We start from the raw sequence: 25,155 nt of genomic DNA on the forward strand, positions 1-25,155 counted from the left end.
CTAGTGCAGGTCGGCGGGTTCGGGTGCCTTCGGCGGTGCCGCCGCGAGCGCCTCCGCCCGCTCGCGCTCGGCCTTGGTGTACTCGACCCGGCTCATCGCGGCCCGGAGGATCGGCGGGCCCATCACGGAGGTGACGACGGCGATGAGGACCACCACGGTGTAGGTCGCGATGGAGAGCACCCCCAGCCGCAGGCCCGTGGTGGCGACGACGACCTCGACCACGCCGCGGGAGTTCATCCCGGCGCCGAGGGCGATGGACTCCCAGTGCGACAGCCCACTGCCGCGCGCACCGACGTAGGCGCCGACGAACTTGCCGATGATGGCGACGGCCAGCAGCGACAGGCCGGCGACGAGGACCTTCGGGTCGGCCAGGGCCGTCAGGTCGACGCGCAGGCCGGCGGTGGCCAGGAAGATCGGTGCGAGCACCGACAGCACGACCGTCCGCAGCGGGCCCAGGTCGGCCCACAGGGGACGACCCGGGTTCTGGTCGAGCTCGCCGGGCTTCTCCCGGGTCCGCCCGATGAGGATGCCGGCGATGAAGGCCCCGAAGAGCGCCTCCATGCCCATCGCCTGTGTCGCGGCCGCACCGGCCAGGATCAGCACGACGCAGACCGTGACCCGCACGCCGCCGTCGCCGGAGCGGGCCGCGACCCGCATGGCGTAGCGGACCAGCGGGCGGCCGACGAGCAGCGCGGCGGCGAGGAAGCCCAGCAGGTACACCACGGACAGCGCCACCGATCCCCCGCTGACGCCGGTGGTGGCGGCGGCCGCGACGATCGAGAGCAGGAACCAGCCGATGGCGTCGTCGAATGAGCCGGCGGCCAGGGTGAGCTGGCCGATGTCGCGGTGCAGCAGGTTCATGTCGGCCAGGGTCTTGGCGATGACCGGGATCGCGGTCACGCACATCGCGACGCCGAGGAACAGCGCGAAGACCCAGCGGTCGGTCGTGCCGGTCAGCAGCGCGGCCGGCACGACGAACCCGGCCGCGAGGCCCAGTGCGAGCGGCAGCAGCAGCCCGGAGAGGCTGACCCGCAGGCCGGTGAGGCCCCGCCGCCGGATCATCGCGGCGTCGAGCTGCGCGCCGGTGACGCCGACGAGCAGCAGCACGCCGACCTGGCCGACGGCGTCGACGAGGTGCAGCTGGGCGGCGTCGGCGGGGAACACCCACCGCAGCGCGCCCGGCGCGACGTTGCCGAGCAGGGACGGGCCCAGGATCACGCCGGTGAGCAGCTCACCGACGAGCGCGGGCAGCTTGCATCTGACCGCGAGCCGGCCGAGGACCAGCGCGACCAGCAGGAGCAGCGACACCTGCACGAGGAACACGAGCAGGACGTGCGCCGGGAGGCCGGGCAGCGGACTAGTCACTGTCTTCCCCTTCGTGGTGGTCGAGGTTCACGACCCCACGCTTCCAATAGCCATCGACCTCGGTCCACTCGCGCGGCTGCCCCTGGCTGCGGATATACCGCCGGACGGGCTTCAGACCGGAGGCCTCACCGGCGATCCAGACGTACCCGTCGCCGGGTGGCAGGGTGAGGCCGCCGATCGCCAGTTCCAGGGACTCGCCACGGTCCCGGTGCAGCCAGCGCACGTCCGCATCGGCCCGGACGGCCAGCGGCTGCTCCTCCGCGGCGCCGGCCACTTCGATGCGGGCGATGACCCGGGCGGCCGCGGGGAGGTGCTCCAGCCAGGCGGCGAGGGCGGGCAGCGCGGTCTCGTCGGCTCCGAGGAGGTACCAGTCGAACGTCAGCGGCACGAGATTGGACCCGCGCGGGCCGAGGATCCCCAGCCGCTGCCCCGGTGCCGCCTGGGCCGCCCAGCTGCCGCCGGGCCCGTGGCCGTGCAGGGCGAAGTCGATGTCGAGCTCGCGCTGCTCGGGGCGCACGTATCGGACCGTGTAGTCGCGGTAGATCGGCCGCGGCGCACCGGGCGGCGGCGGCTCGAGGCCGTCCTCGCCGAGGGTCGGCATGACCGGCCGGTCGGCCCCGGGCGCCGGGAAGAAGACCTTCACGTGGTCGTCGGGCGCGGCGTAGCGGAAGCCGTCCAGCTGCTCGCCGCCGAAGGTCACGCGGACCATGCCGGGGGTCAGGCGCCGGACCCGGACCACCTCGAGCAGCCTCGGGGTCAGGTCGTGCCAGACGAGCTCGACATCGCGGACCGTGGTCATGCGCTCTCCTTGGGCGTGTGCAGGAACTGCAGCAGCTCGGCGTTGAGCGGCTCCGGCTGTTCGAGGTAGCCGTAGTGGCCGGCGTCCGCGATCTCGGCGTAGCGGGCCCCGGGGATCGCCTTGGCCACCTCGCGGTTGCCCCGGGCGGGGGCGATGAGGTCGTCGGCGAACCCGATCACCAGGCACGGCACCGTGATGGCCCCGTACGCGTCGAGCCGGTCCACATCGGACGCCGGCTCGGTGCGGCTCTCGTCGTCGGCTCCGGCCGGGGGGACGCTGAACACGTCGAGCCAGTCCTGGGCGAGCCGGTCGTCGGCGAGGGTGCGGGGCGAGAGGTTGCACGCGGCCCGGACGACCGCGTGCCGCGACACGGCCGGGCCGGCGGCGGTCAGGGCGGTCAGGAACGCGCCCGGCCGGCCGAAGGTGGCCATGAGCACGGCCCGGTCGACCAGGCCGGGGCGGCGCAAGCACACCTCGGCCGCGACCCGTGCCCCCATCGACGAACCGATGAGGGTGACCGGGCCGTACCGCTCGGCCAGGGCGGTCGCGTCGGCCACCAGGTCGGCGAGGGTGACCAGCTCCGGCGCGCTGCTGGGCGGCAGGCCGCGGGTGTCGTACGTGATGACCCGATAGCCGGCCTTGACCAGCGCCGGGACCTGGTACAGGTGCCAGGTCCGGCCGCGGGCGCCGGTGCCGGCCAGCATCAGGACGGCCGGGCCGGCTCCGGTCACCTGGACGTTGAGCCGGACCCCGTTGACGTCGATCAGCGGCATGCTTCCTCCCGGGCCTCGGCGACGCGGCCCGCGTGGAGGCGGACGATCCGGGGCAGGCGCTCGATGGTGGTGCTCCGGTGGGCGATGACCAGGACCGTGCGGTCGTGGCGCAGCTCGGCCAGGGCCGCCTCGATGCGGTGCGCGGTACGCGGGTCGAGGTCGGCGGTGGCCTCGTCGAGGATCAGCACGTCGGGGTCGATCATCGCGGCCCGGATCAGGCCGACCAGCTGCCGCTCGCCGGCCGAGAACCGTTCGCCGCGCCGGCCGAGGGGGGCGTCCAGGCCGCCGGGCAGGTCCTCGACCCAGCCGGTGAGCCCGAGCCGGTCGGCCGCCGCCCGGAAGTCGGCCCGCGCGGGCCGGCCCGGGGTGAGGGCCAGGTTGTCGGCGAGGGTGCCGGCGATGACGTGGACCTGCTGCGGGATCAGGACGAGCCGCCGCCGCAGCTCGGCCGGGTCGAGGTCGGTGAGGTCGTCGCCGCCGTGGCGGACCGTGCCGCCGTCGGGGTGGTAGAGGCCGCAGAGCAGCTTCGCGAGGGTCGTCTTGCCGGAGCCGGTCTCGCCGACCAGGCCCGCGTGCTCGCCCGGCCCGAACTCGAGGGTGATGCCGTGCAGGACCGGCTCGCCGTCGCGGTAGGCGTAGGTGACGCCGGTCGCGGTGAGCCCTCCGGCGGCCGGGCTCTCGGACGGCCGGAGGTCTTGGCCGGTCGTCGCCCGCGGCCGGGGCTCGGCCGACTCCAGGAGGTCGAGGAGCCGGGCCAGGCCGACGCGGGACTCCAGCATCTCGCCCGCCACCAGGGTGAAGTCGTCGACCGAGCTGAACAGGTCCCGGCTGGCCAGCACGAACGTGACGACGACGCCGACGGTGACGACGTCGGCCCCGGCCAGCAGCCCGCCCGCGACGAGCAGGGCGGCACTGGTCAGGCCCTGGATGACCCAGGTGACGTCGATCCAGGTGGCGGCGCGCTGGGCGGCCCGGGCGGTGCCGAGGTAGCCGTCGGCGTCGGCGCGCATCCGGGCCAGCCAGGTGCCCGTCGCGCCGTCGATCTGCAGCTGCTCGCGGGCCTGGAGGCTCTCCGTGAACGTCGCCGACAGCGTCGCCTGCGCGGCCGCCTCGGCCGGGTAGGCCCGCTCCGCGGCATTGCGGAAACGGCGGGTGATGTACCACATCGGCGGTCCGAACACGACGAGCAGGACCAGCGACAGCGACCAGGAGGAGCTCAGCAGGACCACGGCCGTGAACACCAGGTAGCCGCCGAGCGAGATGAGGTCCGGCAGCTGGCTGCGCACGAACGTGGCCAGCTCGGCGATCTCGACGGTGGCCCGGCGCAGCAGATCGCCGCCGCGGTGGGCCTCCAGGAACCGCAGCGGCGTGGCGCCGAGCCGGGCCACGACCAGGTCCCGCAGGCCCTGCACGACCCGCTCCCCGGCCCGCGTCAGCAGCAGCTCCGACCAGCGCAGCAGCAGCATCCGGGCGACGACGAGCCCGAGCACGACCCCGGCCGTGACGAGCAGCCCCCGCCGGTCGTGCTCGACCAGCCGGTCGACGGCGCGGCCGATGAGCACCGGGACGAGCGTCAGGGCCAGGGTGGAGAGCAGGTTGACGGCGACCCCGGCGGCGACGATGCCGCGGTGGTCTTTCAGGTGCGGCCAGGCGCGCCGGAGGACCCGGCGCAGGTCCGGCTCCTCGGCCAGCCGGCGGACGTCAGCCATGGTGCACCAGCTCCTCGGTGTTCGCCGGCTCCACGCCGGTCCGGGCCGGGCCGAGGTCGAGCACCCGGTCGGCCTGTTCCGCGACGGCCGGGCGGGAGGTGGCGATGACGACCGTCCGGCCGAGCGCCCGCAGGCCCTGCAGGATGCGCTGCTCGGTGGTGGCGTCGACGGCCGAGGTGACGTCGTCGAGCAGCAGGACGCCGGCCCCGCGCAGCAGGCCGCGGGCCAGGGCCAGGCGCTGGAGCTGGCCGCCGGAGACCGAGCTGCCGCGCTCCCCCACCTCGGTCGCCAGGCCGTCGGGCTGCTCGGCGATGAACGTGTCGATGGCGGCGGTACGACAGGCGGCTCGAAGGTCGTCGTCACTGAGGCCGTCGCGGCCCAGGCGCAGGTTGCCGGCGATGGTGCCGGACAGCAGCAGGGGGCGCTGGCCGACGAAGGTGATCGCGGCGCCGCGCTCGTCCCGGCCGGCTTCGCGCAGGTCCGTGCCGCCGTAGGTGACCCCGCCGGCGTCCGGCTCCTCCAGGCCGGCGAGCAGGCGCAGCAGCGTCGTCTTGCCGGTGCCGACGCCGCCGACGATCGCCACGAACTCTCCACTGTGGATTGTCAGGTCCGGGAGCCGCAGCGGCGCGCGGCCCGGCCGCTCGACGACGAGGCCCTCGGCCCGCAGGTCGCCCGCGGTGACGTGGCCGGTCATCGCCGCGTGTTCCACGCCGGTGTCCAGGACCGCGCCGATCCGCCCGGCCGCGGTCCAGGCGTCGCCGAGCTGGCCGAACCGGAACGTCAGCATCATCACCTGGCGGCCGAGCAGCGTCATCCAGCTGGCGAACGCGACCAGGCCGCCGATGGAGAACCGGCCGTCGAGGACGAGCAGGCCGCCGACGCCGACGCCGGCCGCGGTCGCCAGCCACGGCACGAACGGCGCGTGCGCGGCCCAGGCGGCGGCGACCCGGGCCAGGGCCAGGGTGCGCTCGCGGACGGTGTCGCTGGCCGCGTGGTGGCGCCGGACGAGCTCGGCCTCACCGCCGAGGCCGCGGACCGCGGTGCTGGCCGACAGCAGGTCCTCGACGGCGTCGGCGCGGTCGCTGTGCGCGGCGGACAGGGCGCTGTTGGCCCGCTCGTACCGGCGCGGGTACCACAGGTTGACCGCGATCAGCAGCGGCACGGTCGCCAGCCCGATCGCCGCGAGGGCCGGGCCGAGCGTGGCGACGACGACGATCACCGCGATGAAGCCGAGGACGCCGCTGACCAGTGACGGTACCGTCGCGATCCACACGGTGATCGTCTCGACGTCCCGGGTCCCCCGGGTGACCAGGTCACCGGCCGAGAACCGGTTCGCGGCCGCGGTGTCCCAGCCGAGCACCCGGCCGGCCAGGCGCAGCAGCAGGGCGTTGCCGGTCCGCACCCCCGCGAGCGCGGCCCACCAGCGCATCGCGAACTCGGCCCCGGTCAGCGCGGCCGAGACGGCGAAGGTCATCGCCGCCCACCGCAGCAGCGCGGGCCGGTCGCCGCCGGTGATGCCGTCGTCGAGGGCGCGGCCGAGGCACCACGGCAGCAGGATCAGGCCGCCCTGGTAGGCCAGGCCGCCGATCCAGGACGCGGCCACGCCCCGACGGGCGTCGCGCAGGCACCAGCGCAGCAGTACCGCGGGCTTCACGCGATCACCCCTCGCAGCGCGGCGACCGTGCGCAGGTCGATCAGGTCGCGGATGGACAGGTGCAGGCCCGCGCTCCTGGCCGCGCTGACGAGCCGCATCGCGGCGATGCTGTCGCCGCCGAGGTCGAAGAAGCTCTCCTCGGCGCCGACCTCCTCGAGGCCGAGCACTTCGGCGAACAGCGCGGCCAGGCGCTGCTCGGCCTGGCCTTCCGGCGCGCGGCCGGTGGTGGCGTGCGCGGGGCGGGGCAGGGCGGCCCGGTCGAGCTTGCCGTTGCCGGTGAGCGGGATCGCGTCGACGGGCACGATCGCGGCGGGCACGAGGTAGGCCGGGAGCCTCTGCTCGGCCCAGCGTTTGAGAGCCTTGTGATTGTTGTCGGGGGTTACCGCATAGGCGATCAGCCGGCCGTTTTCCGCTACCACCACGCACTGGCCGACGTCGGGGTGCTCGGCCAGGGCGGCGGCGACCTCGCCCGGCTCGACCCGGTGGCCGCGGATCTTCACCTGGTCGTCGGCGCGGCCCAGGTAGTCGATGCGGCCGTCGGCGGTCCAGCGGGCGACGTCGCCGGTGCGGTACATCCGCGCGCCCTTCGTCTGTATGAACGGATCGGCCACGAAGCGCTCCGCGGTGAGGGCCCGGCGGCCGAGGTAGCCCAGGGCCAGCTGGGCGCCGCCGATGTACAGCTCGCCGGCGACGCCGGGCGGGACCGGGCGCAGGCGGGCGTCGAGGACGTAGAGGGTGAGGTTGGCGACCGGGCGGCCGATGAGGGCCCGGGGCACCTCCTTGACGCGCTGGACAACCGCGTCGACGGTGCACTCGGTGGGCCCGTAGAAGTTGTACGACTCGGTCGCCGGCAGGGCCGCCATGGCCGCCCACAGCGGGTCCGGCACCGCCTCGCCGCCGACGCCGAGCACGGCCAGGCCGGCCGCGTCGAAGCCGGCCGCGAGCAGCTGCTCCAGGTGCGACGGCGCGACCTCGATGACGTCGATGCCGTTGTCGCGCAGCAGCGCCGCCAGCAGCCGCGGGTCGCGCCGGGGCTCGTCGGTGACCAGGTGCAGCTCGTCGCCGCCGAGCAGGGCCAGGAGCGGCTGCCAGGACGCGTCGAACGCGAACGACCAGTTGTGGGCGACCCGCAGCGGCCGGCCGAGCCGCTCGGCCGCCGGACCGAGGATCCGGTGGCGGTGGCTGGCGTGCAGGTTGACGACGGTGCGGTGCGGGACGAGCACGCCCTTGGGCCGGCCGGTGGAGCCGGAAGTGTAGATGACGTACGCCGGGTGGTCGGGCGTGATCGGCTCCGGGACGGCGCTCGCCGGCGTCTCGTCGCGGGGGTGGCCGTCGAGCACGATGGTCCGGACGCCGGGGGCCAGCAGGTCCACTGTGGACTTGACGGTGAGGGTGACGACCGGCTCGGCGTCCTCGAGCATCGCCGCGATCCGGGCCGGTGGATAGTCGGGGTCGATCGGGAGGTACGCGGAGCTGGAGCCCATCGCCCCGAGGATCGCCGGCACGATGTGCTCGCCGCGGGGCAGGACGAGCGCGACGATCCGGCCCGGTCCGGCTCCGGCCGCGGCGAGGACACCGGCGAGGGTGGCGGCCTCGGCGGCCAGCTGCGCGTAGGTCCAGCGCCGCCGGCCGACGACGAGGGCCGTGTTGTCCGGCGTTGTCACCGCCCAGTGCGTCACCAGGTCCGGCAGGGTGGCCGGTGTCACCGGAACAGCTCCGGCGTTCCAGTCGACGAGGATGCGGTGGCGCTCTTCGGCGGTGAGGGCGTCGGCGCGCTCGACATTGTTCCCGTGGCCGGTGACCTCGGTCGCCAGGGCGATCAGGCGGTCCAGGAGCAGGCGGGCGGTGGCCTCGTCGAAGACGTCCCGGCGGTACTCGAGGGTGAGGTGCAGGCCGTCGTCGTCGGCGGCCACCAGGGTGAGCGGGTAGTGGGTGGCGTCGCGGGCCCGCACGTCGGCGAGCCGCAGGCCGGCGGCGCGCTGGCTGTCGTCGAGCCGGGCCGTGTCGACGGGGTAGCTCTCGAAGACGAGCAGGGTGTCGAACAGCTCACCTGACCCGTGTCGCGGCTCGGCCAGCTTCTGGATCCTGGGCAGGCCCAGGTGCTGGTGCTCCAGCAGCCGCGACTGCTGGTGCTGCAGGCGCGTCAGGAACGCGTCCCAGGACTCGCCGGGGGCCAGCCGCACGCGGACGGGGACGGTGTTGATGAACAGGCCGATCATGTCCTCGACGCCGGGGAGCTCGGGCGGGCGGCCGGAGACGGTGGCGCCGAAGACGACGTCGTCGCGGCCGGTGAGACGGCCGAGCAGGACCGCCCACAGGGCCTGGACCAGGGTGTTGAGCGTGATGCCGCGCTGTTTCGCGTGCTCGGCGGCGGCCTTGGGCAGCTCGGCGTTCAGCTCCCCCGGCAGGCCGGCGGGGCGGCCGGTCGCGCCCGGGGCGACCAGCGTCGGCTCCGTCACGCCGGCCAGGGCCGTTCGCCAGGCCGCTTCGGCGGCGTCGGTGTCGGCCGCGGCCAGCCAGGCGAGGAAGTCGCGGTACGGGCGGGCGGGTGGCGGCAGGGCGCCGGCGTAGGCCGCGAAGAGCTCCCTGGCCACGAGCGGGCCGGACCAGCCGTCCACGAGGAGGTGGTGCTGGGTCAGGACCAGGGTGTGGCGTTCTTCGCTGTGCCGCTGGAGCAGTACCCGTACCAAGGGCGCCGTTTCCACGTCGAAAGGGCGGGCTCGCTCGTCGTCGGCGTCGGCCTCCGTGCCGTACCGCCACGGCACGTGCGGCACCGGGGGGATGACCTGGACCGGGCGGCCCTGCTCCGTGGTGGTGAACGCGGCGCGGAGGTTGGGATGGCGCTCCAGGAGGAGCTGGGCGGCTCGGCGGAGGCGGTCGGGGTCGAGGGGGCCTTCGAGCTCGAGGGACTGCTGGACCGCGTAGCCACTGTTGTCGAGCTGGTGCAGGTAGAAGAGGCCCTCCTGGAGCGGGGTGAGGGGCAGGACGTCGGTCATCGCGGGGTACCGGCTGCTCAGCTCGTCGAGCTCGGCCTGGTCGACGGGGGCCAGGACGTCTGAGGGGGTGAGGGCACCGGGCCGTTCGGCGAGGGCAGCCAGTCGTCGCAGTGCCTCGGTCCAGGCGGTGAGCAGGTCTTGCGCTTCCCGCTGTGGTACGGCGTGCCTCGGGTAGGCGATCGACAGGTTGAGGTCGCCGTCGACGATCGCCGCCTCGACCGAGAAGGCGTGCCGGGCCGGGAGGTGGTCGGCGGCGTCGCCGCGGAGGCCGCCGATCGGAGCCCAGGGGCGCTCGTCGCCGGGCGTCGCGCTCGGCTGGCTTGCGGGCGCGGGCGTTGCGCTCTGCTGGCCCAGATAGTTGACGAGGAACGCCGGTGGCCGGTTCGGCCGGCGGTCGCGGAGCAGGCCGAAGCCGATACCGCCGTCGGGGGCGGCGCGGAGCTGCTCCTTGACGTGTTTCAGGGCTTGTTCCACGTCATTGGGCTCGGCCGTGAGCCGCACCGGGTGGGTCGTGGTGAACCAGCCGACGGTGCGCGACAGGTCGGCGCCCGCCAGCAGCGCCTCCTCGCGGCCGTGGCCCTCCAGTTCGACCACGACGTCGTGCTTGACCAGGGCGAGGGCGGTCAGCAGGATGTCCTGCTGGTTGACGCGGAAGCCGGGCAGCGCGACCGCCGGGACGCGCGCGGTCACCTGGTCGAGGGTGCCGAGCGTGTCGCGCTCCGGGTCGAGGGCGGGTGGTTCACCTTGGCCGTCCACAATGGATCGCCAGTAGGGCAGCTCGTGCGACCGGTCGACCGCCGCGAGGGCCTCGGACCACTCGCGGAACGAGGTGCCGGGCTCGCTCAATGACGCGTTTGCCAGGTCGGCGACGATGATCGGCCAGGACACCGCGTCCACGGCCAGGTGATGGATCTCCAGGAGCACCGACGCGTCGGCCCGCACCGCCCGCAGCATCCGGCCGGCCGCCGGGTCGAGGTCCTCGGCGCCTATCAGTCCCGCCGCGTCGACCGACCCCGGCGGGGGTACATGGAGCCCGGCACCCGTCCAGCGGGACCGGAGCACGTCGTGCCGGTCGATCAGCCGCTGGACGCGGCGGATCAGCTCGGCGTCGGTCAGGTCGTCCGGGGCCCGCAGCCGCATCGACTGGCTCAGCCGCGGGTCGGCCGCACCCGGTTCCCGCATGATCGGGGTGGGCGGGATGTCACCCCAGCCGCCGGTCTTGTCCCGGCTCTCCCCGGCCACCGACGCCGCCGGCACGGCCACGGCGGCGAGGCCCTCGACGGTCGGCCGGGCGAAGACGTCACGGGCGGTGATGCGCCAGCCGGCCTCCCGGGCCCGGGCGGTCAGCTGCAGCGCGAGGATGCTGTCGCCGCCGAGCGCGAAGAAGCCGTCGCGGACACCGGCCCGGGGCAGGCCGAGGACATCGGCGACGAGGCGGGCCAGGACGGCCTCGGCTTCGGTGCGCGGCTGGTCATCGCCGGCTTCGGCCGCGAAGTCGGGGGCCGGCAGCCGGTTGCGGTCGAGCTTGCCGTTGGCGGTGACGGGGAGCGCGGCGAGCTCGATGAACGCGGCCGGGACCAGATGCTCAGGCAGCCGCTCAGCCACCCAGTTCCTGATGTCTCGTGTCTCTGGTGCCGCGCCGGGCCGGATGTCTGGGGCCTTGTGCGTCGCGCCCACGAGGTAGGCGATCAGGCGGCCGTCGCGGGCCACCACGACGGCCTCGGCCACGGCCGGGTGCTCGGACAGCACCGCGGCGACCTCGCCCGGCTCGACGCGCTGGCCGCGGATCTTCACCTGGTCGTCGGTGCGCCCGGCATACTCGATGACGCCCTCGGCGGTGACGCGGGCCAGGTCGCCGGTCCGGTACATCCGCTCACCGGGAACGAACGGGTCGGCCACGAACCGGGTGGCGGTGAGGCCGGCCCGGTGCAGGTAGCCGCGGGCCAGCTGGACGCCGCCGAGGTACAGCTCACCGGTGACGCCCGATGGCACGGGACGCAGCCACGGGTCGAGGACGAGCGTGCGGGTGTTCCACACCGGGCGCCCGATTGGAACTGTTCCATCAGCCGCGGTTTCCACCCGGTGACGGGTGACGTCGACGGCGGCCTCGGTCGGGCCGTACAGGTTGTGCAGCTCCACACCGGGCAGCACCGCACCGAACCGGCGGGCGACGTCGGCGGGCAGTGCCTCGCCGCTGCAGATGACGCGCCGCAGCGGGACGCCGGCCGCCGCGGGCTCGGTGAGGAAGGCGCGCAGCATCGACGGTACAAAATGGACGGTCGTAATCTCGTGCCGCCGGATGAGCTCGGCGAGGTAGGCGGGGTCGCGGTGGCCGTCGGGCCGGGCCACGACCAGGGTGGCACCGCAGATCAGCGGCCAGAAGAACTCCCAGACCGACACGTCGAACCCGGCCGGCGTCTTGTGCAGCACGGGCTCGCCGGGCCGCAGCTGGAACTCGGCCCGCATCCACAGGAGCCGGTTGACGATCGCGCGGTGCGAGACGGTGACACCCTTGGGCCGCCCGGTCGAGCCGGACGTGTAGATGACGTACGCCGCCGAGTCCGGCGCGACCCTTGCCCGCTGTTCCAGTGGTTCCGCTTGCCGGTGCACGTTTTCCGGCGTCAGTACCACTTGAGCCCCGGCATCGGCGATGAGCTGCTCGTTGCGCTCGCGGGGGTGGGCCGGGTCGATGGGCAGGTAGGCGGCCCCGGCCCGCTGCACGGCGTGGAGCGCGACAACCAGTTCCACCGAGCGCGGCAGCGCCACCGCGACGACGGCTTCCGCCCCCACGCCCTGCTCCCGCAGCCAGGCCGCGAGCCGGCCGACGCGGGCGTCGAGCTCGGCGTAGGTCAGGGCGGCATCCTCGAACCGCAGCGCCACGGCGTCGGGGGTGGCCCGCGCGGCCGCCTGAAACAGTTCCGGCAGCGTCGTCGCCGCAACCGGGACCACGGCCCCGCTGACGTACGTTTCAGCAAAGTCGTTCAAGGCGCGGCCGACCGGTGCGTCCGGACGTTCGGCGAGGGTGGCGAGCAGCGCGCCGTACCGGTCGAGGATGTCCTCCGCCGCGGCCGCGCTGAACACGTCACCGCGGTAGGCCAGCCCGAGCCGAAGCCGCTCCCCGGGCGCGACGGCCAGGGTGAGCGGGTAATGCGGCGCGTCATCGCCCGTGACACCGGTCATCCGCAGCCCGCCGGCGCTGGTCGCGTCCTGCAGTGCGGCCCCGTCGAGCGGGTAGCTCTCGAAGATGGTGAGCGTGTCGAACAGCTCACGAAGCCGCCGCCCCCCGGCTGCGTCTCCGGCGACGCGGGCGGCGGCTGGGGATGCGGCGGGGTCGGTTTCGTCGAGGCCGGCCAGGCGCTGGATGTCGGCCAGCGGCAGGTGTTGGTGTTCCAGGAGCGCGGCCTGGGTGGACTGGAGGCGGTCGAGGAGGGCGGACCAGGGTTCGGCGGGGTCGAGCGGGACTCGGACCGGCAGGGTGTTGATGAAGAAGCCGATCATGTCTTCGACGCCGGGGAGCTGGGCCGGGCGGCCGGAGACGGTGGTGCCGAAGACGACGTCGGTGCGGCCGGTGAGCTGGACGAGCAGCACGGCCCAGGCGGCCTGGACGACGGTGTTGAGGGTGACCTGGCGGTCCCGGGCGAGGGCGGTGAGCCGCGCGGTCACCTCGGCCGGCAGTTCCCGTTCGAGCTGAACCGGGCGGGCGTCGAGGACGAGCCCGGCGTCCGGCGCGACGAGCGTCGGCTCCTCGATGCCGGCGAGCGCCTCCCGCCACGCCTGCTCCGCCGCGGCATTGTCGGCCCGCCGCAGCCAGCGCAGGTAGTCCTCGTACGCCCGCGGCCGCGGCAGTTCCCGGCCGGCGTACAGGTCGAACAGGTCACGGACGGCGAGCGGCGTCGACCAGCCGTCGAGCAGCACATGGTGGTTGGTGAGCACGAGCTTGTGCTGTGTTGCAGAAACTTTGACCAGGTCGAGCCGCAGCAGCGGGGCCCGGGTCAGGTCGAACGCCCGGCCCCGGTCCGCGGCCGCGAGACGCTCGAACGCGGCGGCCGGGTCGGCCTCCGCGCTGAGGTCCGTCTCCGTCCACGGCAGGGTGGTACGAGCGGCGACGACCTGCCGGAGCACGCCTCCAGGCCCGGCCAGGAACGCGACCCGCAGGCTCGGGTGCCGGTCCAGCAGAGCCTGCCCGGCGGCGCGGAGCCGAGGCGGGTCGACCGGCCCGTCGAGGTCGAGGACCTGCTGCACCACGTACGGGTCGACGACCTGCCGCACCACGCTCGGGTCCGCGTTCGCGTCCACGCTCGGGTCCACGTTCGCGTCCGCAGCCATCGCCGCCAGGAAGACGAGGCCCTCCTGCAGCGGGCTGAGCGGCCACACGTCGGTGAGCCCGCCGGGACGCCGTTCCAAGGCTTCGATCTCGTCCTGACCGAGGCCCGGCTGCAGCAGGTCGGACGGGGTGAGCCCAGCGTCGGTGGCGGCCAGCTCGGCCAGGGCCGCGAACCAGTCACCGGCGATGGCCCGGACGGTCTCCTCGCCGATGACCCCGGCCGGGTACGTCAACGCGGCACGCAGCGTTCCATCGGTAACCGTTACATTGATCTCCAGGACGCGGGCGAGCGGCATGTCCGGGTCGGCCGAGCCGCCGAGCCCGCCGATGGGCGCCCAGTCGCTCGAGTCCTCGTCGGCGCCGCCGAACCGCCCCAGGTAGTTGAAGGTGATCTGCGGGCCGTTCGTGGAAGGCGCGTCCTTGAGCAGGCCGAACCCGGCGCCGTTGTCGGGGACGGCGCGCAGCTGCTCCTTGACCCGCGTGAGGGCCCCGGCGGCCGGCCCGGGAGTGAGCCGTACCGGGTACTCGGTGGTGAACCAGCCGACCGTGCGGGACAGGTCGGCGCCGGGCACGAGATGCTCCTCGCGGCCGTGCCCCTCCAGCTCGACCAGCAGGTCGGGCCGCCCGGTACGCCGGGTGACGGCGAGGGCCAGCCCGGCCAGCAGCACGTCCGGCATCCCGGCGCGGACGCGGCCCGGTGCTTCGAGCAGCGCCGCGGTCCGGCCGCGGTCGAGCTCCACGGTCACCGTGCGGGCCGTCGCCACCGTGTCCCGGGCCGGATCGACCGCCCGGTCGCCGAGGAGCGGCTCGGGCTCGGCGTCGACGACGTGTTCCCAGAAGTCGCGTGTTCCATCCGCGGCCGCGAGCCCGAGCGCCCATTCGCGGAACGAGGTGCCGACCGGCGCGAGGTCCCCGCCCGCCGCCAGGTCCGGGACGATGATCCGCCACGACACGCCGTCGACGACGCTGTGGTGGATTTCCAGCAGCACCTCGTCACCGGATCGGACGGCCCGCAGCATGCGCCCGCGCGCCGGGTCGAGGTCGGCCGCGCCGACGAGCGTGGCGGCGTCGACGGTCCCGGGCGGGGGCACGTGCAGCCCGTCCCCGGTCCAGCGGGCCCGGAGCACGTCGTGCCGGTCGATCAGGGCCTGGATGCGCCGGACGAGGTCGGCGTCGGTGAGCTGTTTCGGGGCCCGCAGCCGCATCGACTGGCTGTACCGGTCGATCGGCCCGGCCGTGCGCAGCCACCGGAGCGCCGGCGTCAGCGGCACGTCCCCGATCGCGGCCGCCGTGAGGTGCTGCGTCTGCCGCTCCTCCACCGGCGCGGCGACGGCGGCCAGCGCGGCCACGGTACGCAGCTCGAACACCTGCCGCGGCGTGATCCGCAGCCCGGCGGCCCGAGCCCGGGCGACCAGCTGGATGCTGACGATGCTGTCCCCGCCGAGGGTGAAGAACCCGTCGTCGACGCCGACCGAAGGCAGCCCGAGCACCTCGGCGAACAGCCCGCCGAGGATCTCCTCAGTCGCGGTACGGGGTGCCGCATCCCCCGTGAGCGCCGCGAAGTCGGGGGCCGGCAGCGCCCGCTTGTCGACTTTCCCGGCGACGGTGACCGGGATCCGCTCGAGTCTCACGAACGCAGCTGGAACAAGGTGCTCCGGCAGCCGCGTGCTGGCCCAGTCCCGCAGCTCAGTCGGCTCACCCACGCCTCCACCGACGACGTAGGCGACGAGCCGCCCGTCGACGGCGACCACGACGGCCTGGGCAACGTCAGGATGCTCAGCCAGGACGGCCGCGACCTCACCCGGCTCGACCCGGAACCCGCGGATCTTCACCTGGTCATCAGCCCGTCCGACGAACTCAAGGGACCCGTCACCGGCGAGGCGAACCACGTCCCCGGTCCGATACATGCGCTCCCCCGCCACGAACGGGTCCGCGACGAACCGGACCGCGCTCAACCCCGGCCGGTTCAGGTAACCCCGGCCGAGCTGCGCCCCAGCCAGATAGAGCTCCCCGTGCTTCGCCGGCCGCAGCCACGAATCAAGGATGTAAGCCCGGGTATTGGCGATCGGACGGCCGACCGACGGGTTCTCGGTGTCCGTCAGGCGGGCCATGAGCGTGTCGACCGCGCACTCCGTCGGCCCATACAGGTTGATCGCCGAAGTCGCCTCACGCAGCGCCGTCCAAATCCCGGAATCAGCGGCCTCACCACCCAATGCCACGAGTCTCGGCGGGTGTTTCAGCAGACCACTCGATAGCAGCGGGCCGGCGAGTGACGGCGTTACATCCAGGAAGTCGAGGCCGTGTTCACGCACGTAGGCTACGAACAGGTCCGGGTCGCGGCGGGTCTCATCGTCGAGGACGTGCAGTTCGTGGCCGGCGACCAGGAACAGGACACCTTCCCACGAGGTGTCGAACACCGTCGCCGCGGACAGCCCGGCCCTGATCTTGTGTTGCGGCATGACGTGTTCGCGGTGGTGATGGAACAGATTCATCAGACTGCCGTGTTCAACCACGACACCCTTCGGCCGGCCCGTGGAACCTGACGTGTAGATCAGGTAGGCGCCCGAACGTGGATGAATCGCGGGTAGCTCGACATCCGAATCGGCGGCCTTGGCCAGCAGATCCAGCGTCACCACCACGGCCGGACGGGCGTCTTCCAGGATGTAGTCGATGCGCTCGGCCGGATAGTCCACGTCGATGGGGAGATAGATGCCGCCCGCGCGCATCGCCGCCAGCCACGCCACGACCGCGTCCACACTCCGAGGCAGCAACACCGCGACCGGCCGGTCCGGGACGGCCCCGTGTTCCACGAGAATCCTTGCCAGCCTCGTGACACGCTCGTCCAGCTCGGCGAAGGTCAACTGCTCGGCGTTGCAACACACGGCAATCGCGTCCGGAGTGCGGGACACCGTCGCCGCGAACTCGTCCAGAATCGTGCCGGCAGGGACCGGCATCGCCGTGCCGTACTGCGGGAGGTCCACAGTGGATAGGCCGGCCAGGGCGGTGTTCGGGTTGGTGGCGAAGGATTGCAGGAGGTCGGCCAGGCGGGCCAGGATCTGTTCGGCCGTGTCGCGGGTGATGACGTCCGGGCGGTACTCGGCGCCCAGGGCCATCGTTTCACCCGGAACGACCGTCACGGTGAGCGGATAGTGGGTGGCGTCGCTGCCGGTCACGGCGGCCAGGCGCAGGCCGGCGGCGCGTTCCAGCTCGCGGACGCCCTCCTCGTCCAGGGGGTAGCTCTCGAAGACCAGCAGCGTGTCGAAGAGCGGGCCCAGGCCGGCCTGGCGCTGGATGCCGGCCAGGCCCGTGTGCTGGTGGTCCAGGAGCTGGGCCTGCTCGGACTGCAGGCGGGTCAGGAAACCCGCCCAGGTGTCGGTGGGTCGAGGGCGGGCCCGGACCGGGACCGTGTTGATGAACAGGCCGATCATGTCCTCGACGCCGGGCAGTCCCGCGGGGCGGCCGGACACGGTGGCGCCGAAGACCACGTCGGTGCGGTCGGTGAGCTCGGACAGTACCAATGCGAAGGCGCCCTGCACGACGGTGTTCACGGTCACGCCCAGGTCGCGGGCGCGGGCGGCCAGTGCCGTCGCGTCCACGGGGTGCTCGACGATCTCGGGCGCGGCCGCCACCGGGCCGGCGTCCGGGCGGATCAGGGTCGGCTCCTCCAGGCCCTCCAAGGCCGTGCGCCAAGCCTGCTCGGCGGTGCCGCGGTCCTGGCGTGCCACCCAGGCCAGATACTCCTTGTAGGGGCGGGCCCGGGGCGGCTCCGCACCCGCGTACAAGGTGAGCAGGTCACGCACGAGCAGCGGCGTCGACCAGCCGTCGAGCAGGATGTGGTGCGCGGTCAGGATCAGGTGATGGCGCTCGGCCGCGATCCGGACCAGGTGCCACCGCAGCAGCGGCGGCTTGGCCAGGTCGAAGGGGCGGCGGCGTTCGTCTTCCGCAACTGTTGCAACGGCGGCTGTTGCAGTAACGGTCCAGGCAACCGGGACGACCGCGGGGATCAGCTGCACCGGCTGGCCGGCCTTGCGCGGGCGGAACGCGGCCCGCAGGTTGGCGTGGCGGTCCTGGACGGCCTGGGCGGCGGCACGCAGGCGGTCGGCGTCGAGCGGGCCGTCGAGCGTGAGGACCTGCTGGACGACGTACACGTCCGGGTCGCCGTCGGCGTATGAGGAGAGGAAGTACAGACCCTCCTGCAGCGGCGACAGCGGCAGGATGTCCTGCAGTCCGCCCGGGCTGGTCACAAGAGCCTCCACTCGTCTTCGAACTCGTCGATCTCGCCCTGGCTCAGCGTCACCAGGCTCAGGTCGGATGGGGAGAAGCCGCCGTCGTCGGCGGCGGCCCGCAGGCCGGTCAGGGCCGTGCGCCACAGCTCGCCGAGGCGGGCCACGTCGGCCGCGTCGAGGACGCCGCCGACGTACGTGAAACGCACGTCAAGCTCGGGGCCGGTCGGCCGGTCGAGCGTGGCCGCGTTGATCTCCAGCGCGTGGCCGGCCGGGAACGCCGGGTCGAGGCCGTCGCCGAGCTCGTCGCTCTCGGCGGCGGCGACCCAGTCCGGGCCGTCGTCGCCGCTGCCCGAGGTCAGGCGGCCGAGGTAGTTGAACAGGATCTCCGGGCCGGGCCGGGCGGCCAGTTCCGCGGCGGTGTCCGGGTTCAGGTAGCGCAGGAGGCCGTAGCCGGTGCCGCCGCCGGGGACGGCCCGCAGCTGCTCCTTGACGTGTTTCAGCGCCGCGGCCGGGTCGTCGCCGCCGGTGTGGAGGCGGACCGGGTACTCGACGGTGAACCAGCCGACGGTGCGGGACAGGTCACTGCCGGGGACGAGCTGCTCCTCGCGGCCGTGGCCCTCCAGGCGCAGCAGCAGCCCGGAGGCGGCGGTCGCGGGGCGCCACTGCCGCACGGCCAGGGCGAGGCCGGCCAGGAGCACGTCCTGCACTCCGGCGTGGAACGCGTCGGGGACGGTGGTGAGCAGCGGCCGGGTCTCGTCGGCCGGCCACCGCAGCATCAGCTCCCGCTGCGCACCGACGTTGTCAACAGCCGGGTCGAGCGGGCGCCGACCGATCGCCGCGACGGCCGGATCGGGCGAGCGCTGACCGATCGGCGCGACGGCCGGATCCGCGGTGGACAGCCAGTACGAGCGGTCCGGTTCGACGGAGGTGAGGCCGCGAGCCCAGGTGCGGAACGAGGTGCCGGCCGGGGGCAGCTCCGGCCGCTCGCCCCGGGCGACCTGCGCCCATGCGGTGGCCAGGTCGCCCGCGATGATGCGCCACGACACGCCGTCGACGACCAGATGGTGGGCGACGAGGAGCAGTCGGCGCTGAGAGGGGTACCACACCGCCTGGAGCATCCGGCCGCCGGCCGGGTCGAGCCGCCGGACCGCCGCGGTGTGCTCCCGCCCCAGTGACGTGTTTGCGAAACGCAGATCGATGACGTGGTTTCCAGGCGGCGGGATCACCAGGCCGGTGCCGGTCCAGCGGGCCCGCAGCGCGTCGTGGCGGTCGACGACGGCCCGCAGGATCGCGGTGAGGCCGTCGTGGGTGAGCTCGGCCGGGACGCGCAGCACGATGGCCTGGGCGAAGGTGTCGATCGGGGCGTCGAGGCCGCTGAGCCACGCGACGATCGGGGTGAGGGGCACGTCACCGTAGGCGGCCGCGGCCGGCTCGCGCGCCGGTCGGCCGGTCGGCGTGTCGACCGTGGACGGCACGGCGACGGCGGCGAGCGCGGCCACCGTCTGGTGCTCGAAGACCTGGCGCGGTGAGAGCTCGAGCCCGGCGGCGCGGGCGCGGGCGACCAGCTGCAGGGCCACGATGCTGTCCCCGCCGAGGGCGAAGAAGCCCTCGTCGGCGCCGACCTCGTCGAGGCCGAGCAGCTCGGCGAACAGGGTCGCGAACAGCTCCTGGCCGACGGTCGCGGGCCTCGCGGTGCGGCGTTCGAGCACCGGCTCGGGCAGGGCCTTGCGGTCGACCTTGCCGGCGATGGTGACCGGGATGCGGTCGAGCTCGACGAACGCGGCCGGCACGAGGTGGTCCGGCAGCCGCGCCGCGGCCCACTCCCGCAGGTCGGCCCCGGCCGCCGCGGCGACCACGTAGGCGATGAGGCGGCTGTCGCGGGCGATCACGACGACCTGGCGTACGGCCGGGTGCTCCGCCAGCGCGGCCTCGACCTCGCCCGGCTCGATCCGGAAGCCGCGGATCTTCACCTGGTCGTCGGTGCGGCCCAGAAACTCGATCAGCCCGGAACTGTTCCAGCGGGCCAGGTCGCCCGTGCGGTACATGACGGTGCCGGGCGGGCCGTAGGGGTCGGCGACGAAACGCTCGGCGGTCAGGGCCGAGCGGTTCAGGTAGCCGCGGGCGAGGCCGGCGCCGGCCAGGTACAGCTCGCCGGGGACACCGGGTGGAACAGGGCGCAGCCCGGCGTCCAGGATGTGGGCGCGCTTGTTGCGGTCGGGCCGGCCGATCAGGACCGGGCTTCCCGGTTCGCAGACCCAGTAGGTGGAGTTGACGGTCGCCTCGGTCGGGCCGTAGGCGTTGAGCATCCGGTGCGTCGCCGTCCAGCGGGTGACGAGGTCGGGCGGGCAGCGGTCGGCGCCGGTGACGACGGTGACGTCCCGCGGCAGGACGCCGTCGGGGAGGGCCGCGAGTGCGGCCGGGGGTAGTGCGAAGTGGGTGACGCCGTGGTCGCGGACATACTCGGCGAACGCGGTGCCGAGGCGGTGCTCCTCCGGCACGATGACGAGCGTGCCGCCGCGCAGCAGGCTGATCGCGAGCTCGGCCACGGTCACGTCGAAGCTCGGCGAGGCGAACTGGGCGATCCGCGAACCCGGACCGGCCTTCCACAGCTCGGCGAACGTGCCGGCGAGGTCGGCCAGGCCGGCGTGCGGGATGACGACGCCCTTGGGCCGGCCGGTGGAGCCGGAGGTGTAGATGACGTACGCGGCGTTCCACGGTGTGGGCGGCGTGAGCGCTGTTCCAACGCCCGCTGTTCCAACGCCCGCTGTCTCAACGCCCGCTGTTCCAGCCGGCGCTGTTTCCACGTGCGCTTCGACCGGGCTGACGTGCGGGACACCCGCGGGAAGCGTCGGAGCGTCGGCGTGGGCGATGACCAGGACCGGGCTGGCGTCGGCGGCGAGCAGGGCGACCCGCTCGGCCGGATAGGACGGGTCGACGGGCAGGTAGGCCGCGCCCGCCTTCGCGACCGCCAGCTCGGCGACGAACAGGTCGGCCGAGCGCGGCAGCAGCACCATGACGATCCGCTCCGGACCGGCTCCGAGGCGCGCCAGGCGGCGGGCGAGGCGGTCGGTGCGGGCGTCGAGCTCCGCGTACGTCAGCGACAGCGGGCCGTCCTCGATCGCGACCGCGCCGGGGCGGCGGGCGACCTGCTCCGCGAACAGCTGCGGCAGCGTCGCCGCAGCGGTGCCGGCGACCGGGCCCTGCCAGTCGGTGGCGATGGCGCGCCGCTCGGCCGCGGTGAGCACGTCGAGGTCGCTGACGCGGCCGTTCGGTACGGTCACCGCAGCTGTAACAAGCCGCACGAGCCGGTCGGCGAGGGCGGTGACCGTCGCCCGGTCGAACAGGTCGGCGCTGTACTCGATGACGCCGCGCAGGCCGTCCTCCCCGTCGTGTTCGGTGACGACGACACCGAGGTCGAACTGGGCCACGCCGGTGTCGATCGGGACGGGCTCGGTGACCAGGCCCGGCAGTCCCGGCAGCGCGGCCGGGACGTGCTGGAATGCGACCATCACCTGGAACAGCGGGTTGCGGGCGAGGGAGCGCTCCGGGTTCAGCGCCTCGACGACCCGGTCGAACGGCACGTCGGCGTGGCCGAACGCGGCCAGGTCGGCGGCGCGGACGCGGGCGACGAGCTCGGCGAACGTCGGGTCGCCGGTCAGGTCGGCCCGCAGCACGAGGGTGTTGACGAAGAACCCGGCGAGCTCGTCGAGGCGCTGGTCGGCGCGGCCGGCGACGGGGCTGCCGAGCGGGATGTCGGTGCCGGCCCCGAGACGGTGCAGCAGCGCGGCGAGGGCCGCCTGCACAACCATGAACGCGGTCGCGCCCGTGCGCCGGGCCAGTTCCCGGACCCGCCGGTGCGTGTCGGCCGGCACGTCGAACGGCACGATCCCACCGGCGTGGGACGGCTGAGCCGGGCGTGGCCGGTCGGTCGGCAGCGTCAGCTCGGTCGGCGCACCGGCGAGCGCCTCCCGCCAGAACGCCAGCTGCCGCGCCTGCAGGCTCGCCGGATCGTCCGCGTCGCCGAGGAGTTCGCGCTGCCAGAGGGCGTAGTCGGCGTACTGCACGGGCAGTGGCGCCCAGTCCGGGGCCCGATCGCGGGTGCGGGCGGCGTAGGCGGTGCCGAGGTCGGCGACGATCCGCCCTTCCGACCACTCGTCGGTGACGATGTGGTGCAGCAGCAACAACAGCACATTGCTGTGTGTTCCAACTGCGAAGAGGTGCGGCCGGATCAACGGCTCGGCGGTGAGGTCGAAGCCGTGCCGGGCCGCGTCGGCGAGCCGCCCGGGGAGCTCGGCCTCGGTGCAGGCGATGACATGCCATTCCGGGTGTACTGCCGGCAGGACCCGCTGCACCGCCCGCCCGTCGACGCTCGGGAACACGGTGCGCAGGCTCTCGTGCCGGTCGAGGACGTCGACGAGCGCCAGCCGCAGTGCGTCGGCGTCGAGCGCCCCGGTGAGCCGCAGCGCGAACGCCACGTTGTAGGTCGGGCCCGCCCCGTTGAGCTGGTGGTGCAGCCAGAGCCGGTGCTGCGCCGGCGACACCGGCAGGTGCTCGGGCCGCTCAGCCCCGCCGATGAGCACCGGCCCACCGTCGCCGCCCTGGAACAGTTCCAGCCGCGCCGCCAACGCGGCGACGGTGGGCGCGTCGAACACGGCCCGCACCGGCAGCGCGGCCCCGAACACGGCCCGGACCCGGGCGGCGAGCGCGGTCGCGGTGAGCGAGTGCCCGCCGAGCGCGAAGAAGTCGTCACCGGTCCCGACCCCGGCCAGCCCGAGCACCTCAGCGAACAGCCCGGCGAGGATCTCCTCGGCCGGGCTGCGAGGAACGCCGGCGCCCGCGATCGCCGTGAAGTCGGGGGCCGGCAGCGCCCGCTTGTCGACTTTCCCGGCGACGGTGACCGGAATCCGCTCAAGTTCCACGAACGCGGCGGGAACAAGGTACTCAGGCAGCCGACTGCCCGCCCACGCCCGCAACTCACCCGCGGACCCGACGACGTACGCCACCAGCCGCCCGTCAACGGCGACCACGACGGCCTGGGCCACGTCAGGATGCTCAGCCAGGACGGCCGCGACCTCACCCGGCTCGACCCGGAACCCGCGGATCTTCACCTGCTCGTCGGCCCGCCCGACGAACTCGAGGGACCCATCGGCAGCCAGGCGGACCACGTCCCCGGTCCGATACATGCGCTCCCCCGCCACGAACGGGTCCGCGACGAACCGGGCCGAGGTCAGCCCCGGCTGGTTCAGGTAGCCCCGGCCGAGCTGAGCGCCAGCCAGATAGAGCTCACCCTGCTTCGCCGGCCGCAGCCACGAATCAAGGATGTAAGCCCGGGTATTGGCGATCGGCCGGCCAACCGACGGCGTCTCGGTGTCATTGATGCGGGCCATGAGCGTGTCGACCGTGCACTCGGTCGGCCCGTACAAGTTGATCGCGATGGTCGCTTCGCGCAGCGCGGTCCAGATGCCGGGATCGGCGGCCTCACCACCCAATGCCACGAGTTTCGGCGGATGTTGCAGCAGACCACTCGAAACCAGCGGGCCCGCGAGTGACGGGGTTACATCCAGGAAGTCGAGACTGTGCTCGCGCACGTAGGAGACAAACAGATCCGGGTCGCGGCGGGTCTCATCGTCGAGCACGTGCAGCTCGTGGCCGGCGACCAGGAACAGGACACCCTCCCACGACGTGTCGAACACCGTCGCCGCCGACAACCCTGCCCTGATCCTCTGTTGCGGCATCACGTGCTCGCGGTGGTGATGGAACAGATTCATCAGACTGTTGTGCTCAACCACGACACCCTTCGGCCGGCCCGTCGAACCCGACGTGTAAATCAGATACGCGCCCGAACGCGGATGCATCACCGGCAGCTCGACACCCGGGCCGGCGGCCTTCGCCAACAGATCCAGCGTCACCACCACGGCCGGGCGGGCGTCTTCCAGGATGTAGTCGATACGCTCGGCGGGATAGTCCGCGTCGATCGGGAGATAGATGCCGCCCGCGCGCATCACCGCCAGCCACGCCACGACCGCGTCGACGCTGCGGGGGAGTAACACCGCGACCGGGCGGTCCGGGACTGCCCCGTGTTCCACGAGGACCCTTGCCAGCCTCGTGACACGCGCATCGAGCTCTGCAAACGTCAACTGCTCGGCAATGAAACACAAGGCAATCGCGTCCGGAGTGCGGGACACCGTCGCCGCGAACTCGTCCAGGACCGTGCCGGCAGGGACCGGCATCGCCGTGTCGTACCAAACTTGATCCACAGTGGACACGCGCGACAGCAGCGTGGCCGGGGCAGTCTGGAGGAGTTCGGCGAAGCGGGTCAGGATGTGCTCGGCTTCGGCTGGCGGGTACACATCCGGGCGGTGTTCCAGGCGTAGGCGGAGTTGCTCGCCCGGGACCACGACCAGGCTCAACGGGTAGTGGGTGGCGTCGACCGGGATGCCGCCGCCGATCCGCAGGCCCGGCACGTCGGCGGTCGCCGCGGCGGTCGGGTAGCTCTCGAACACGGTCAGCGTGTCGAACAGCTCGCCGACGCCGGCCAGGCGCTGCAGGTCGGCCAGGCCCAGGTACTGGTGGTCGAGGAGTTCGGCCTGCTCGGACTGCAGCCGGGCCAGGAAACCGGCCCACGTGTCGCCGGGGCGCGGGCGGGCCCGGACCGGGATCGTGTTGATGAACAGCCCGACCATGTCGTCGACGCCGGGAAGTCCGGCCGGGCGGCCCGCGACCGTGGCGCCGAAGACGACGTCGGTCCGGCCCGTCAGCTCGACCAGGGTCAGCGCCCAGGCGCCCTGGACCAGGGTGTTCAAGGTGAGGCCGTGTGCGCGGGCGGTCTCGGCGATCGGCTCGGAGGGCAGGAGGATCTCGGCGACCTGTGGGAGTACCGACGCCGCGGGTGCGCCCGGAGCGACCAGGGTGGGCTCGTCCAGGCCGGCCAGGGCCGCGCGCCAGGCCCGCTCGGCGGTGCCGCGGTCCTGGGCGGCGAGCCAGGTCAGATAGTCGCGATACGGGCGCGGGGACGGCGTGGAGCGGCCGGCGTAGCGGGCGAAGAGGTCGCGCATGGCGAGGGGGCCGGACCAGCCGTCCATGAGCAGGTGGTGCTGGGTGAGCAGGAGGCGGTACCCGTCGGCGGCGAACCGGGCCAGGACGAACCGCAGCAGCGGCGGTGCGGCCAGGTCGAACGGGCGGATGCGCTCGGCCGCGGCCAGGTCGGCGAGGGCCGCCTCGGGGTCGGCGGACGCGGTCAGGTCCAGCTCGGTGAACGGCACCTCGGCCGTGGCCGGGATGACCTGGACCGCGCGGCCGGAGGCGGTGC

The 25,155-nt window shown here is 73.7% G+C and carries 7 protein-coding genes (1 of these 7 running past the window's edge); all 7 read right to left on the reverse strand.

Features of this window, described 5'->3' with window-relative positions; genetic code table 11:
* Tightly spaced (each overlapping or abutting the next), the 7 genes in view from ACIA8L_RS24195 to ACIA8L_RS24225 form a layout consistent with a single transcriptional unit that may run on beyond the window.
* Entirely contained in the window at window positions 1-1,365 is a 1,365-nt protein-coding gene (locus ACIA8L_RS24195) for a cation:proton antiporter (protein WP_395908173.1), read from the reverse strand.
* Window positions 1,358-2,164, reverse strand: a complete 807-nt coding sequence (locus tag ACIA8L_RS24200; RefSeq protein WP_395908175.1) for a siderophore-interacting protein — start codon at window positions 2,162-2,164, stop codon at window positions 1,358-1,360. The genes ACIA8L_RS24195 and ACIA8L_RS24200 overlap by 8 nt, the downstream gene beginning before the upstream one ends.
* A complete protein-coding gene (locus ACIA8L_RS24205; RefSeq protein WP_395908177.1) occupies window positions 2,161-2,937 on the reverse strand; it encodes an alpha/beta fold hydrolase in 777 nt (258 codons plus the stop codon). The genes ACIA8L_RS24200 and ACIA8L_RS24205 overlap by 4 nt, the downstream gene beginning before the upstream one ends.
* Window positions 2,928-4,646 (reverse strand): ABC transporter ATP-binding protein, encoded by a 1,719-nt coding sequence (locus tag ACIA8L_RS24210; protein ID WP_395908179.1) that lies wholly within the window; start codon window positions 4,644-4,646, stop codon window positions 2,928-2,930. The genes ACIA8L_RS24205 and ACIA8L_RS24210 overlap by 10 nt, the downstream gene beginning before the upstream one ends.
* On the reverse strand, window positions 4,639-6,300 hold the full coding sequence (locus ACIA8L_RS24215; protein ID WP_395908181.1) for an ABC transporter ATP-binding protein: 1,662 nt from the start codon (window positions 6,298-6,300) through the stop codon (window positions 4,639-4,641). The genes ACIA8L_RS24210 and ACIA8L_RS24215 overlap by 8 nt, the downstream gene beginning before the upstream one ends.
* Window positions 6,297-17,864 carry an amino acid adenylation domain-containing protein gene (locus ACIA8L_RS24220; protein ID WP_395908183.1) on the reverse strand — a complete coding sequence of 3,856 codons (11,568 nt, stop codon included), beginning with the start codon at window positions 17,862-17,864 and terminating at the stop codon, window positions 6,297-6,299. Before ACIA8L_RS24220 ends, ACIA8L_RS24215 begins: the two co-directional genes overlap by 4 nt.
* Window positions 17,861-25,155, reverse strand: partial view of an amino acid adenylation domain-containing protein gene (locus tag ACIA8L_RS24225; protein WP_395908186.1) — the 3' end only. The gene runs 7,672 nt beyond the window's last position; the window shows 7,295 of its 14,967 coding nt (coding positions 7,673-14,967); its start codon lies beyond the right edge, outside the window; it ends in the stop codon at window positions 17,861-17,863. Before ACIA8L_RS24225 ends, ACIA8L_RS24220 begins: the two co-directional genes overlap by 4 nt.

This window comes from Dactylosporangium sp. NPDC051541 (assembly GCF_044454505.1).
GTDB lineage: Bacteria > Actinomycetota > Actinomycetes > Mycobacteriales > Micromonosporaceae > Dactylosporangium.